Source organism: Persicobacter psychrovividus (assembly GCF_036492425.1).
Classification (GTDB): Bacteria; Bacteroidota; Bacteroidia; order Cytophagales; family Cyclobacteriaceae; genus Persicobacter; species Persicobacter psychrovividus.
Genome location: NZ_AP025292.1, coordinates 2,858,536 through 2,874,143, shown reverse-complemented (window position 1 = coordinate 2,874,143; position 15,608 = coordinate 2,858,536). Strand labels below are relative to the sequence as shown.

Annotated in this window: 9 protein-coding genes; 3 read left to right on the top strand and 6 right to left on the bottom strand. The window is 44.2% G+C overall.

Translation table 11 applies throughout. The annotated features are described in order from the left end of the window. Positions 1–32 precede the first annotated feature (32 nt). Positions 33–1,064 (top strand): pseudouridine synthase, encoded by a 1,032-nt coding sequence (locus tag AABK40_RS12305; RefSeq protein ID WP_332921384.1) that lies wholly within the window; start codon positions 33–35, stop codon positions 1,062–1,064. 61 nt (positions 1,065–1,125) lie between these two features. On the opposite strand, the gene AABK40_RS12300 is transcribed toward AABK40_RS12305, so the two are convergent. From AABK40_RS12300 to AABK40_RS12280, 5 genes are all read right to left on the bottom strand, one after another. Further along, entirely contained in the window at positions 1,126–2,400 is a 1,275-nt protein-coding gene (locus tag AABK40_RS12300) for a M16 family metallopeptidase (RefSeq protein WP_332921383.1), read from the bottom strand. A gap of 67 nt (positions 2,401–2,467) precedes the next feature. Beyond that, the gene (porV, locus tag AABK40_RS12295) at positions 2,468–3,655 is read right to left on the bottom strand and encodes a type IX secretion system outer membrane channel protein PorV (RefSeq protein WP_332921382.1); all 1,188 of its coding nucleotides are present in this window, start codon (positions 3,653–3,655) and stop codon (positions 2,468–2,470) included. A 70-nt stretch (positions 3,656–3,725) separates the two neighbouring features. Further along, a complete protein-coding gene (gene porU / locus AABK40_RS12290; RefSeq protein ID WP_338397179.1) occupies positions 3,726–7,139 on the bottom strand; it encodes a type IX secretion system sortase PorU in 3,414 nt (1,137 codons plus the stop codon). Positions 7,140–7,168: 29 nt separating this feature from the next. Further along, complete coding sequence (gene pssA, locus AABK40_RS12285) at positions 7,169–7,870, bottom strand: CDP-diacylglycerol--serine O-phosphatidyltransferase (protein WP_332921380.1); 702 nt, start codon at positions 7,868–7,870, stop codon at positions 7,169–7,171. 8 nt (positions 7,871–7,878) lie between these two features. After that, positions 7,879–8,517: an MBL fold metallo-hydrolase gene (locus AABK40_RS12280; RefSeq protein ID WP_332921379.1), complete on the bottom strand. Its 639-nt coding sequence runs from the start codon at positions 8,515–8,517 to the stop codon at positions 7,879–7,881. Between the two features lie 68 nt (positions 8,518–8,585). On the opposite strand from AABK40_RS12280, the gene AABK40_RS12275 reads away from it, so the two are divergent. Together AABK40_RS12275 and AABK40_RS12270 are read left to right on the top strand one after the other, a co-directional pair. Continuing rightward, complete coding sequence (locus tag AABK40_RS12275) at positions 8,586–9,626, top strand: NAD(P)/FAD-dependent oxidoreductase (protein WP_332921378.1); 1,041 nt, start codon at positions 8,586–8,588, stop codon at positions 9,624–9,626. A 273-nt stretch (positions 9,627–9,899) separates the two neighbouring features. Then, positions 9,900–13,196 carry a translocation protein TolB gene (locus tag AABK40_RS12270; protein ID WP_338397178.1) on the top strand — a complete coding sequence of 1,099 codons (3,297 nt, stop codon included), beginning with the start codon at positions 9,900–9,902 and terminating at the stop codon, positions 13,194–13,196. An 84-nt stretch (positions 13,197–13,280) separates the two neighbouring features. On the opposite strand, the gene AABK40_RS12265 is transcribed toward AABK40_RS12270, so the two are convergent. Further along, positions 13,281–15,596: a M1 family metallopeptidase gene (locus AABK40_RS12265; RefSeq protein ID WP_421953306.1), complete on the bottom strand. Its 2,316-nt coding sequence runs from the start codon at positions 15,594–15,596 to the stop codon at positions 13,281–13,283. Positions 15,597–15,608: the final 12 nt, after the last annotated feature.

Below are 15,608 nucleotides of genomic sequence, written 5' to 3'. Positions count from 1 at the left end.
TATTTATTTGTGTGCCCCGGAAGGAAGCAGTTATGACAAAACCAAGACGTAGTAATTCAAAAGGAGGATCAATCGGATCCCAAAAAGGAGGAGGAGGGTTTAAGAAATCATCTTCATTCCGCGGAAAAAAGAATCATTCAGACAAATTTAAATCGTCGGAAGATCGTCGAGGACATAGTACTGACCAAAAAGAGGTGCCTTCTAAAACAGAAAGAGGAAGTAAAAAACGATCTGTAAAAGAAAATTATCATGCCCGCCAAGAACAGGTGGAAAAGGCCAAAACGCCTAATTATAATTTTCAGAAAATGAAGGAGATCGCTAAAAAGAAAGCGAAAGTAACAGAAACTCCTGTGGCTCATGAAATCCGCCTAAACAAGTTTATTGCCAATGCGGGTGTTTGTAGCCGACGCGAAGCTGATACACTGATTGCCGAAGGCCAAATTTCTGTGAACGGACAAGTGGTGAAGGAAATGGGGTATAAGGTGGCCTTCAGAGATAAGGTAACCTGGTTAGGGAAATTGCTGAGCAGAGAGAAGTTGGTGTATGTTCTTCTGAACAAGCCAAAAGATTTTCTGACCACTACTGATGACCCTCAGAACCGACGCACGGTGATGGAGTTGGTGAAAAAAGCCGCTACGGAGCGTATCTATCCTGTAGGGCGACTTGATCGTCAAACGACAGGTTTATTGTTGATGACCAATGATGGTGAGTTGGCAGAAAAGTTGGCACACCCATCAAATGACATTAAAAAAGTTTATCAGGTTACGCTTGACAAGCCGATCACGCCTGAAGATTTTGATAAAGTACTTAATACCGTAGAGTTGGAAGACGGTCCTGTTCCTGTGGATGATTTGGCGCTTTTAAGTGCAGATGCCACCACTTTGGGAATTGAAATCCACTTGGGTAGAAACCGTATCGTTCGTCGTACCTTTGAGCATTTAGGCTATGAGGTGGTGAAGCTCGATCGTGTTGTTTATGCAGGTTTAGATAAGAAAGACCTTCCGCGTGGAAAGTGGCGATACATTTCAGAAAAAGAATTGATTAAGTTGAAATACTTTCTATAAAATACAAAAGCGAGCTTTAGGAAGCTCGCTTTTTTTATTTCTCATTTTTTCGGCGGAATGATCAGTCGATTTTTCCAACAACAATTTCAATGAGGTCGTCCTTCTGCCAATATTGTGCGGCAATCTTTTGCAATGATGCAGGGGTTACGGCATTAAGGACATCAAGGTACTGATCGTAATACTCATATCCCTGCCCAAATAAATAAACGGATTTGAATTTCTCCAATAGGGCAAAAGGCGTATTGACAGACGATAAGTATTGACCCAAAATATAATTCTGAACAATCTCAAGTTCCTCCGCAGGAACGGGCTCGTCAATTAGCTTTTGAACTTCCTTATGAATCTCAATAACGGCTTCTTTGGTGTTTTCCCCATTCACTTCAGCGCCAATCGCCCAATAACCATGTGACTGAAAAGAATAAAGACTTGAATGAATGCCGTAGGTGTAGCCTTTGTCTTCACGGATGTTTTTCATCAGTCTTGACCCAAAGTAGCCTCCAAGAATTTCATTGATAATGCTCAGTGCGGCGTAATCTTCATGCTTTTTTGTGAATATCGGACGACCAATACGTATTGCTGATTGCAAACTGTCTGCTTTCTGAACATGCACAGGCGAAGTAGCACTGACGATAGGCGGCAGCTGGGTGCTTTCATTTTTATTGCTCAGGCGCTCCTGCCCAAATAATTCATCTATCTGAGCGATCAACTGATCATCAACATCACCACAGAGTAACACCTCAAATTTATTACGGATATGGTCATTGAAGAAATCGCGGCAGTCGGTTGTCGTTACCGCATCAATATCCTCCAAAGCCCAAACTTTACCATAAGGGTGATCAACCCCAAAAAGGGCATTTCTGAAAGCACGTGAAGCAATGAATGAATTCTTTTCCAAATTCACCATAATGCTTTGCTTGCGCTGTGTTTTGGCGGTTTCAAGTTCCTGTTCGGGGAAGGTAGGGAAGTTGACAATCTTGTGCAAAATAGGCAGCAAGGCTTCGGTATGCTGGCGCAGGCAGTAAATGGCGACCGAAGAATAGTCTGTTCCTGGGCTGACGTCTATCTGTGCGCCATGGTGCTCAATAAATTCAGCAATTTCTTTACCTGAAAGGCCGTCAACTCCTTCAGAGAGCATTTTAAAGGCAAAAGAGCACATTCCTGTTTTGGATTCATGGATGTGCCCTGTTTTAAATAACAATTCAATTTTAACGACTGGTTGCGCATCCGAGCGTAGGTAGTGCAACTTTCTGCCATTAGTCAGCTTGAAAGGCGTAACTTTTTGAATATTAAACTTATTGATTCGCTCAAACTTTGGAGCTATGCTTCTGTCGATCATAAATGCTAAAATAAAGAAAGGACGATGAAAATCCTTTCACCGTCCCTTTTATAGTTTTTCCGAAGAATTAATCCCTGATGGAATTAGAATTGTCATTTTTATTGAACTCAAAACTGAGCGTAAATCTCAGTGTTTCAGCCAATGGATTTTCGCGGGTGAATGGCACAAGGTAGGCTGCATCCAGGCCGAATACATTGTAGTAAAAGCCAACACCCAATGTCATGTAAGTACGGTTACCTTTGCTTGGGTCTTCATACTGATAACCAAGGCGGGCAGCGAACATTTCGCGGTACCAGTACTCCATACTTGCCTGTACTTTGATTTCTGAGATTTCTTCACCAAAGCCACCTGGCGCGTCAGTGAATGAAGAGAAAATCCCACTCACCACATTTTTATCACTGATGATCGCAATGCCAGTAGAATCACGCTGAGGTGTCGGTACCAACAATTTGTTGAACTCTAAGCCGAAGCTTAGGCGGTTGTAAGGATCGAGGCTGAAAGAGTAAACAGAACCAAGGCGCAAGTTGGTAGGAATGAATTGTTCCTGATCTTCCCCAAGGTAAGTTACCTTGGCCCCAACATTACTGATCACGGCTCCGAAGGCAATATCACTTTTCTTCAGGCTCTTTTTGAATTTTTTCTTGTAGTAATAACCCACGTCGGCTGCCACCGTTTGTGCAGGCTGAATATCGCCATTTACTGGCGTTGCCCCGAGGTTGGAACGTACATAGCGTAAATTGACTCCAATACCAGAACTCTGGGTCAGCATTCGAGAGTAGCCCACTTGAATGTTATAATCTCTTGGGCGCCCCTGAGGAAGGTTCTGGTTTCCGTTGTCATCAACAAAATCTATCGATCCCATATTAAAATAAGTCAGGGAAAAAGAGATCAGTTGCTCACGGGTAATTTTTTTGAATCCACTCAAATAAGAGATGGACATATCATTGGTGATTTTACCAAGCCAAGGAGTGTAGGACAAAGAGGCTGCAAAATCCTGATCGATAAAGGCAAACTTTCCGGGGTTCCAGAAGGCAGAAGCACCATCAGCTGATGTTGCAGCACCCATATCACCGAGGGCTGCCGATCGGGCATCTGGTGAGATAATTAAAAATGGCATCGCTGTATTAATCACACCACCGCCTTCCTGACCTGATGTGTTGGAGCCACCACCGCCACCGATATTTTGTGCATCAGCGCATAAAGGGCTAATGATCAGTGCTAAAAAAAAGAGATATATTGAACAGTATTTTTTCATTGAAAAATTCAATAGGTTGTCAAAGAATTATTTTTGAAACAGCAATCTATAATCCACAAGATAACTAATTTTATGGTATATAAATAAATCTGTTGAAGTTTTCAGCCTTAGCGCCATTGTCATGATTTACCACCTGAAGTTTAAACAGGTACATTCCTGTTGTTAAGACAACATTAGTGTTGGTCGGGTTCCACTGCTCAAGCTCAACTGTTGAGGATGCGTGATCAAAGCTCTTAAATATTTGACTAACACGTTGGCCCTGTTGGTTGTAGATGGTCACGGTAACATCAAGCGGAGCCCCAATAGCATTGTGCTCAAAGCGAAAGGTGGTCGCTGTTTTGAATGGATTTGGATAGTTGATCAGGTTTTTTAATATCAGTTGCCCCTGTTGTGTGACCATAAAATGGAGTGTCCCTTCGGCCATTTGATTCGTATTATCATAAGCCTTTACCGTAATTTGATGCGGTCCTTCCTGCAATCCTTCAAAGGGGTAATCGATCCAGGCAGTGGTGTAATCATCCACGGCAGAGCGGATAAATTTATTTAATGGCTCAGGCGCTTGATCATCCAGTTTGGCGGTAGGGTTTTGCCCGATATTGTTCGGGGAAATCTGTATGCCTACCGATGATTTCAGTTGGCCGATCAGGCTGAAATCCTGAGGAGTCATGCCGCCTTCGGCAAATAGGGTATCGTTGATAAATAAATTGATTTCTGGTTTCCTTTCGGCTACGGCAGGCTGGTCGGAAGTTCCACCGATAGTCAGGTGGTTAGTGCCTCCGAGGGCATCTTGCTGATCGGTATTGTCATAGGCATAAGCCTGTAAAATTCCCAGGTCTTTTTTATAGATGATATTTTTTGGGACCACAAAGTCCACCGAAAATAAACCATTCTTAACAGTAGCCTGCCCATTAAAAAGGCTGTTTTCATAAACATCATAAATCATTTTTGGGTCACGAAAGCCCAGGGTTTCTTCCTGCAATGCTTTGTCAAACAATTTCACATTAACGATACCACTAAACTGAGGATTAATCACCCCATCAGCTTTATTTACCTGCCCCTCGATATGTACATGGTCCAATGCCGCAATATTTGGTAATTGATCAATGCTTTGACCATTGATGGTATTGAATTGAACCTCCTGCTTCGCTGTACCCAAAGGCATGGACGGATCGCCGAGAAGTGCAAAATTTCGATTGACTGCCCCTTCGAGGGCGTTATTTTTTGTCATTCGGATCACATCCCCGAGGCGCGGACGGCTGCCATCCTGCTGGCGCTGAAAAAGCGCATGCGTAAAGGCAATATTCAGTTTTTGGTTGGTAGAGGCGAAGACCTTCCTGGTGGTGGTCACCATCGCAATAGCGCCACCTTCAGCCCTTTTGAGCAATAATTCCGCCCCGCTTTCAATATTGGGGTGATCGTAAACACCAAAATCACAGGTTGCCGTGATTACAATTGGCAGATGTTCGCTATTGTTCAGCTCATAAATATGAGGAATGGTAAAGATATTCTCGTTGGCCCATTGGTCAAAACTCCCGTGGCCCTGATAGCTGATCAGAAATGCACCATCATGAAAAGCCTTCTGAATGGCTTTCTCTGTAGCAGCAGATCGGCCTCTGTTTCCACTGTCACGGATATGTGCATCAAGGAATATTTTTTCAGGGCAGAAGGCAGGGGCTTCCTGATGAACCAGCTGAGCGATTTCATTGGCTTGCTTTTGATGCAGGTTGTTGTCGCCGTCGTCGGCCACATAAATCACCTTAGATTTCCAGTCACCCATTGGGGATTGATCGTAGTTTTTAAGTTTCTGCACCAGGATATTGGCTTCCTCGAGTGTTTGCACAGGCAGTCGGCCAATACCGATCTCAAGGGTATGATCGCCACTTCTGTTTTCTTCCCACGCTCCCTCATTGGCTTCAAGAAAGCCGAAGTAATCATCCGAGCTATGAGAGTAAATCGGGTGAGTGGAGTTTCGGGACTCGTAAACGGGAACGAAATTGGTGTCTTTGGACGATCGGTCTAAATAATCAAAAGAGCAATCGCCGAAGAGCAGTAAATATTTTAACTGATGGTTTCCTTTTTCATAAACATATCGGGCGTAATTCCGGATTGCTGATATATCCTGGGCTCCGAAGGAGAACTCATTGTAGATGTTGGCGAGGTCGGCAACCTGTACCGAAAGCCCTTGGGCTGTGCGGTGTTTGGCGAGTTCTGTTGCCGCGCTCATAAATTCAGCAGGGCTGATAATGATCAGATCGACATTGGTTTGTGAACGTAGATCGGAGGCAGGTAAATCCTCGATAAATTCGGGTGTGAGGCTCTCCGAAGGGTTGAAAGCCACAAATTGTTGCCAAGCCGTGCCATTTGTTCCGAAAGTAAGAGTTGCCCCACTCAGGCGAGCATTTTGATTGCTGGCGTTTTGGAAATCGGTAACGTTCCAAACCTGTGTGTTGCTGTTGGCATTGGCCACTTGGTATTGCTGAAATTCCTGACCGACGGCTCTTTTTTGGCTAAAGACCGTCATGCCATCATAAAGCTGAAGTTTTCTTTCTACATTAATGCCGAGTGCATCGAGGTAGCCATAGTAGCGGTTAGGCTGGTTGGAGGAGCTCAATGTAATGGTGAAATTGAGTGCCTGTGAGTTTGGATCGACCACCAGTACGGAGGGTGCCGAAAAATAGCCCTGCCCCAAAATGCCTTTATCGCTGTATGAAGCATCAGAAATTCCATCTACTTTTAGTGTGCCCAGGGCATTGCCATTTACAGCAACATTAAAATCGGAGCTGCCAAAGGTGGTGTTTAAGGTCCGCAGCTCTACACTTAGTGTACCGTCAGAGGAGAGGCCAGCGACGTTAAAATCCAGGGTTTTGCTTCCTTGCTCGGCGAAGCGTTCACCAAACCACATTCTGCCAGATTCTCCCAGCAGGTTATAGGTTTCTTCTTCATGGGCGATTACTTCCGTAAAGGTATTGAAAATCGTTCCAGTCTGTTGGTCTTCGGAAGTGGAGAGCCTTTTGCCTGTTTCCGCTTTCAGGGTCAGGAACACATAAGCGTCACGGCTGTAAAGGTTTTTTTCGGTACTGATAAAATCTGAGGCATCATCGTAATATATGCGATCGGGACCTTCAGCATAAAACAGTAACAGGTCGGTGTTGTCAAATCGGCCATCTTCCTCGCCCGTAACCTCAATAGCCATTTCAGCAAGTTGGTCAATTTGGTTTTGGTCGTTGGGCTGAGGAAGCATGCCACCAGGTTTTCCGTAAACGGCCAGTTTTCGCGGGTCGAGCTGATCGACATCAAAACCCATGGAAGCCAACATATTCCGATCTACTTTATATACCCCATTCCGCGTTACCTTAAGCTTCACCCACTTTCCTGTGGAAAGCTGTGAAACGCCCTCGGCAAAAGCAGTGGAGGTTCCCATAATGACCATGATCAGGGCAATGAAAAAAGTAAGGAACGGAATATGTTGAAGTTTTTGATCCATGCTGGTGTACATATGAAGTAGGGGTGTTGTTAAGCTTGCTTGGGCTTGCCAACAGCTCTAATCACTGAAATTAGAATATACAATAAAATGATAAATGGAATACTGGCAACTTTCAGTGCCACAATGGCAATGGCGGAAATCAGCAGGAAGCTGTAAATTATCTCATTGCCTTTCCATCCGTAAGTTTTGAACTTGAGGGCAAACATTGGAATTTCAGCAATCAATAAGAAAGAGAAAATAACCACCAAAATCAATAGCAAATAAGGATTTAAGAGCCAATTTTGCGCATTCAGGATATTATCAGAGAGTATAAAAGGTAAAGCGCTGACGAATATTGCGTTGGCAGGTGTTGGCAGTCCAACGAATGATGTGGTTTGCCGATCATCGACATTGAATTTTGCCAGGCGCAATGCAGAGAATGCCGCCATAATAAAGGCCAGGTAGGGCAGGTAACTTGGCAGGTGTTCAATATTGCTGAGCAACTGAAAGTAGATAACCGATGGCAGTACCCCGAAAGTTACCATATCTGCAAGAGAGTCCAAATCACCACCAATTGGCGAGAATTGTTTTAGCAGGCGGGCAGAGAAGCCATCGAAAAAATCGAAAATGGCGCCTATCCAAATTAAAGCGGCAGCCCACAGCAAATTGCCGTGGAATGCCATGACAATACCCACACAGCCCGAGGTAAGGTTACCACAGGTGAGGGTATTGGGTATGTTGAAAATTTTCAAAACGTATCTTATTTTCTGATAAATGGATTGTGGGCTTTTTCTTCGCCAATCGTGGTGGTCAGCCCATGACCAGGGTACACGATCGTTTCATCGGGAAGCATATACAACTTCTCCCGCAAAGATTTGCCCAATTTCATGATGTTCCCTCCAGGGAGGTCTGTACGGCCAATTCCGCGGTGGAATAAGCAGTCGCCACCAATCACCTGCTGGCTGTCGTCGTGATAAAAAGCCACATGGCCAGGGCAATGGCCAGGAACAAAAAGTACTTTTAAAGTGGTTTCTCCGAAGGTGAATTCTTGCCCGTCGGTGAGGGTTTCGTCGGCAGTAGCGGGTTCATAGTTTTCGAATCCCCACATGCCGGCGTATTCATCAACAGATGCCAGCGTCGGGTAGTCGTCGGCGTGCAGGTGTAATTTTACGCCGTAAGTACGCTTAACGAATGCGTTGCCCAGAACGTGGTCAACATGCGCGTGGGTGTTCAGCAGTGCAACAACTTTTAAACCTTCAGCCTCAATAAAGTCTTGAAGGGTTTCTTGCTCCTCTTCTGTGTAGCAACCCGGATCAATAATGACGGCCTCTTTGGTGTCGTCATAAAGGATATAGGTGTTTTCAGAAAAAGCATTGAATGGAAAAACTTTGATTTGCATAACTTTTAAATATTTAGCCCTAAATTTCTTCATTAATCGGCAAAAACCATAATCTCAAACAATATACTATGCAATCTTACGATTACATTATTATCGGGCAAGGAATCGCAGGTACAGTACTCAGCTTTCAACTGAAAGCGGAGGGCTGCCGTGTGCTTGTCATCAATAAAACAGATCAAAACAGTTCGTCGCGGGTGGCAGGAGGCTTGCTGAACCCATTGACAGGGCGGAAAATTGTACTCTCGTGGAAGGCCGAGGAGCTCTTTCCTTACCTTTGGCCTTTTTACAGGGAGATGGAATCGGCAACGAAAACCCATTTTCTTCATCCAATATCGATTTACCGACCATATGCTGAAATTGCCGATCAGAATGATTTAAGCGGAAAAAGTGCGGATCACCGTTACGAACCTTTTATTGAAAATCTGAATGCCGTGGCTGAAGAGGGGATTCATGCGCCTATAGGAGGTGTTTCGATGTTGCAGTCGGGCTGGGCAGATTTAAATCCTTTACTGGATGCCTATCGAACATATTTGGGGGAGGATTACCTTGAAGAGGTGTTTGATGAACAAGAGTTGCATCATAGTTCCGAAGGCGTAAAATATAAGGGGTACACCGCCAAAGGCATTATTTACGCACAAGGGAAATCGGTGGCAGAAAGTCAGTACTGGAATTGGCTTCCTTTCCGACCTGTACGCGGGGAAGTTTTGATGTTTAAATCGGATCGTGAACTGGAAAAAATATATAATAAAGGCGTTTTTGTGTTGCCAATGGGGAACGGTTTATATAAAACAGGCTCTACCTATGACCACGCAGACCTGAGTAATGCGATCACGGAAAAAGGCAAACGGATAATCACCGAAAAACTGGCGGCCTTTTGGCAATTACCCTTTGAGTTGGTGAAGCATCAGGCGGGGGTCCGTCCTGCAACAAAAGACCGTCGCCCGTTTGTTGGTCAGCATCCTGAATATTCAAATATTTATATTTTTGGTGGTTTGGGGTCTAAAGGGGTTTCTTTGGCGCCTTATTTTGGGGCAGCGCTAAAGTCGCTCTTATTGCATCAAAAGCCTATCTCTGAAGAAGTCAGTATTTTAAGGTATTTCAAATCTTAAAAATAGATGTATGGGCCAATGAAATATTGATAAAATGCTTAAATAGGTAGTTTTTGTTCTTTTTTTATTTTTTATTGTTTTATGTGGGCCGTTGTGGTCAACGTTAACAATTATTCATTCGTAAAAAACAATTGAGAGTGAAACTATTATGGCCTGAGAATGAGATTTTAATGTTTTTAGGTGTAGGTTTTCATTGTTTTTTATGATTTGAATGAATTCATCAATAGCATCGATAGGTTCTCTCTCGCATTTAGTAAACCTACAAAAAATCCTATGTATCATCGCCTATTAATTTGTGCACTTTTTGCATCTCTATTTTTTCAGTTGAACCTGACTGCCGATGCGCAGGCATTGCGCGATCAGTTCGGTAAAAACAGGATCCAGTACAAGGTGAAAAAGTGGCAGTATTACAGTACCGACAACTTCGATATCTTTTATTATGAAGGGGGCCAGAAAACGGCTAAACTCGGCATAGAATATCTTGAAAAGGAATTCGACAAAATGACCGATGCCATAGGCTATTCGCCCTATTCCAAAATCAAAATTTTTCTTTATAACTCCGAAGATGATTTGCGCCAGAGTAATGTAGGGCTCAATGGCAATCAATATACAATCGGGGGGCAAACGAACTTCACGAAATCTCATGTGGAAATGGCCGTGCCTGGCACCATGACCGAGTACCGAGAAACGCTGCTTTATAATGTGGGAAAATTATTGGTGGAGGATATGATGTTTGGCGGCTCATTGGCGGAGATGTTCCAAAGCGCGTATCTGCTACATTTGCCCACCTGGTTTGTTACTGGGGCTTCGGCATATATCTCCAAGGGGTGGTCTGTGGAAATGGATGATTTCGTTCGGGAATTAATTTTATCCAAAGACTTTAAGAGGGTCAACAGTTATAGCGGCCCGGAGGCTGAATTGCTTGGGCAGTCAATTTGGAACTTTATTGCGGAGCGATACGGAAAGGCAAACCTTTCAAATATCCTTAACCTCACCAGGATTATCCGAAACGAGGAGCGCAGTATAGTAAGTACGCTCGGGATTTCGTACCCAGAATTTATCGCCGAATGGCAACGTTTTTATACTGATATGTCTGCCAATGTGGTCGGAACTTATCAGATGCCGGCGGATCAGTTGGCCATTACCTCAAAGAATGGGCAATCGAAAGCTTATGACAATATCCGGATTAGTCCTGACGGGAGTAAGATGGCCTATGCGGTCAATAAGTCAGGGAAATATAATGTCGTTATCCGAGAGATCGCTTCAGGCAAAGAGAAGGTGATCTTAAAAACAGGATTCAAAGTGGTGAATCAGCAGGTGAAAGGGCAATTGCCTTTGGTCAGCTGGAAAGATGATGACCAACTGGGGATTATCTACCTGAAGAAAGGGCAGAGTTACCTGCAGATGTATTCGTTGTCTTCGAAATCGTTTTTGGAGCGCCCACTGAACCGGATCAATAATGTTACAGCATTTGATATTAAGAAAGACAGCAATGTAGGGGTCATTGCTGGCGACCGAAAAGGGCGCAATGGTTTGTTTTTGGTTTCGCTGAAACGATTCTCCCTACGGATGATCACCAAAGACCTTTACGATGACCGTCAGCCTCGATTTATCCCAAACACCAACAGTATTGTATTTGCATCCAACAGGGTGTCAGATACTTTGAGTGTCAAGGAAGGCGAGTTGTTGAACATGCCCGAAAGCTATAATATCTTTCTGTATAACCTTGATACGACAAGAAAAGTGCTGACCAGGGTAACGCGGAATATTGGAAAGAATATGCAACCAGTGCCTGTTTCAGATCGGTACTTTTATTACTTGAGTGATCAGCAAGGGATTCGAAACCTCTACCGATATGATCTCGAAAATCAGCTTTATCAGCAGGTGTCCAATTATGCAGTGAGTATTCATGATTATGACATTGGGCCTGACAACAATTTTAGTTTCATTGCCAAGAAAGGGGATCAGGACTTTATTTACTATCAGGCCAACGCACCCTTGGGGCAGAGTATCTTCACACCAGCGACAGGAAGAAGACAGTTGCTGAATGCTAAAAAGGTCCGTAATAAATTGATCATGCGCAAAAAGGAGGCTATCGCTGATTCATTGCGCAGGGTGGAGCAGGAGCTGGAAAAATTCAATGAAACTTTGCGCAGCCCAAGCAGCCTTCAGCTGGATTCGCTGTCGAAGGCCCTTACGGCTCCTGATCAACTGGACAGCACGGGACTGAATACGTCCTCTTATATTGAAGAAGAGCAAGGCTTGATTAATACTGACGATTACGAGTTCGATGTTGCGGGGCCGCCTGTGGCTAAAAAACGAGAGTCCTTCCTGACGAAATACCGTTTGATGCGTCGGGATTCTGAGGTGTTGGGTCCAGAAAATTATGAGACCTATTTCAGAATGAATAATTTACTGACCTCTTTTGTAATTGACCCTCTGATGGGCTTTGGTGTGCAAATGGAGGCAGAAATGACCGACCTGCTCGAAGATCACCGCTTTTATGGCGGATTTGTGATGGCAACGGATTTCCGGTCGGGCTCTTTCTTTGCGGAGTATGAATACCTGAAGCACTTTCTTGATTATCGCTTGCGCTATGACCGTCGGGTGCTGAACATGATGACGCAGGACTTTACGGATCATCAGTATCGTCAGAATAAAATTGATGCCAGTGTTTCATTGCCGTTGAGTGTCAGTTCAAGAGTTACGCTGGCTTCTGTTCTTAACCACACCTATTGGGTGGATCGGAGTGCCGATAACCTGATCAGCCCTCCTCTGGTACCGACTTCGGAGCCTCAGAACATTTATCTTGGACTGAAGGCGGAATATGTTTTCGATAATACCACAAGCACGGGCTTAAACTTGCGTGAAGGGATGCGATTCCGTGGAGGAGTGGAGGCTTACAGCTCGGTATATGGTGATCTGAGGAACTATGGAAAGATGGATTTGGATTTCCGAAATTACTTTAAAATCCACCGGGAGATTGTGTTGGCGACACGCCTGTACTATGGTCGATTTTTTGGGCCAGGCTCGAAAAGCTTTTTGCTCGGTGGGGTCAATAACTGGCTTTTCAACCGAACGGACAATGCTGGACTGGACGCCGAGTCGGGTGATCCGCTATACTTCAAGCAGGATGTTAATAATTCGGATGTGTTGTTTGCTGAATATGTTACTGACTTGCGGGGGTTCAATTATAACACTTTCAATGGGTCGAATGTCTTGCTGGCAAATGCTGAATTACGAATCCCACTGATTCGCTACCTGTCCAAAGAGCCCATTTCCTCCAATTTTCTGAGGAACTTGCAGTTTATTGGTTTCTTTGACATTGGGTCGTCATGGACGGGCCCATCAGCCTTTGCAAGAGAGAATAATATTAATACTGATATTGTTAATGGAGGGCCTTTCGAAGGGAAGATCAACAACTTTAAGAACCCGTGGCTTTATAGTTATGGAACAGGTGTTCGCACTTCTATGCTCGGCTACTTTGTTCGATTTGATGTAGCCTGGGCAACGGAGGATTATCAACAACGGAAGCCGAGATTGTCGATTTCCATTGGCTATGATTTTTAATCAGTAGGCACAAAAAAAGAATAAAAAAAGGGCACAACTTTCGACGAGTTGTGCCCTTTTTATTTGGTAAGCGAAGTGCTTCTATTATTTATGTTTTTTGGCTTTCTGCATTGGGTTCTGACCTGTGCTTGCGCCTCGTGCTCCTCTTGAGTTTTGATAAATCTCGAATCTGCTTGGTACCGCCTGACGAGGGAAGTAGTTGTTCTTAATATCCGTGTCAGCAGTTTCAAGCATTGGATCTAAAGTAATGTTGGTTACCTCTTTTTTGAAGGTAAATACCTTGCTTACTTGCTCCTCATTTTTCTTCCAAATTTCAGCAGGAATGCGGATTGTCTGGAATGTTTTATCAGCAAATTCAAATTTCAGGATAATCGGCATCACCAATCCTCCCACATTACTGAAATCGATCTGATAGAAATTCAGGTTTTCTTTCAGCAAAGCTTTATTTTCTGGCTTCAGGTTCGCCATGAAAGTCTGGTAGGCTTCTTTCTGCTCAGGGGTGGTTTTATAGGCGTCATAAGAATTGTAGAAATCTCTTAAATCAGGACGCTGATCAACCTCTGAAGCAACATTTTTATTGCGCTCAGTAGTCATATTATGACGGGACTTTCTGTGCTTTTCCTTACGGATAGGGTTCTCGATCTCTGGGTTTTTGGTGTTGAATTTATACCAGTGTACATTATCGATAGAGATGTCCACATGGTCAGTTGAATAAAACCAGCCCTTCCAGAACCAGTCCAGGTCAACGCCCGAGGCATCTTCCATTGTGCGGAAGAAATCTTCAGGTTGTGGGTGTTTGAAAGCCCATCGTTGTGCATAGGTTTTGAAAGCAAAATCAAAAAGCTCTCTGCCCATCACGGTTTCGCGGAGGATGTTCAGTGCCGTCGCGGCTTTTCCGTAGGCGTTATTTCCAAATTGCTTGATTTGCTCGGAGTTGGTCATGATCGGCACAATGCCGTCAGGATTTCCCTTCATATAAGGAACAATATCGGCAGGGAATCCTCGGGTAGAAGGGAAGTTGCTGTCCCACTCCTGTTCGGTAAGAAACTCCAGGAAGGTGTTCAGCCCTTCATCCATCCATGTCCATTGGCGCTCATCGGAGTTAATAATCATCGGGAAGTAGTTGTGTCCCACTTCATGGATAATTACGGAGATCATGCCATTTTTTGTGCGTTCAGAATAGGTGCCGTCCTTTTGTGTACGCCCATAGTTGAAACAGATCATTGGGTATTCCATTCCATTGGCCGCCTCTACGGATTGCGCCACAGGATAAGGGTAAGGGATGGTGTATTTTGAATAAGTTCTCAGGGTATGGGCGATGACTGCCGTCGAGTATTTGTGATACAAGCCGTAAGCTTCTTTAGGGTAAAAAGACATGGCCATTACATGGTGACCATCCAAATTTACACCTTGTGCATCCCAGATGAATTTACGAGAACTTCCGAAGGCGAAATCACGAACATTTTTGGCTTTGAAAACCCAGGTTTTGGTGTCTTTGGCATGTTTCTTCGCCTTTTTCTTTACCTCGTTCAAGGTAACAATCTCGATAGGCTTCTCAGATTTCTCGGCTTCTTCCCAACGTTGGTATTGCACATCATTCAATACCTCTTTCGGGTTTTGTAGTTCACCCGTTGCAGATACAATATGATCTGAAGGCACCGTGATCGATACATCATAATCACCGAAAGTAAGGGCAAACTCCCCATTACCGAGGAATTGTTTGTTTTGCCAGCCATTTACATCATCGTAAACGCACATTCGTGGAAACCACTGGCAAATGGTGTACAGGTAATTATCTTCGTCAGGGAAATACTCATAGCCAGCGCGGCCACCCATTGTAATACGATCCTGAACATTATATCCCCACTTTACATTGAAGGTCAGGTCTTCGCCAGGTTTCAGTGGCGAGGCAAGATCAACACGCATCATGGTTTTGTTGATGGTGTAAGGAAGAGCGTTGCCTTCCGCGTCGGTAACCGATACAATCTGATCCCCTAAATCAAGATCATGCCCAATGATTCTGCGGATGCTGGCATCCGACATTTTTGGTCTGATTTTGCTTGGTGCAATCTTATAAGTGTCGGAATTTTTATTTCTGACGTTCTGATCGAGCTGTAGCCAAAGGTAGGTCAGCGGGTCAGGCGACTGGTTAAAGTAGTGAATCGTTTCTTCCCCGTCGATGCGCTGCTTGTCATCGTTCAGTGTAACGGCAATTTTATAATTTGCACGTTGCTGCCAATAGGCATGGCCAGGAGCACCAGAACCTGTTCGGTAAACATTTGGTGTGGCAAGATCATTGCCAAGTTGCTCAAATTTGCGTCCTTTATAAGGGCTGTACGGCGTTTGAGCGATGGCCCATGCAGGCATTAGCAACGCCAAGAAGAGTGTAAGTCTTTTCATCATTAATGATAA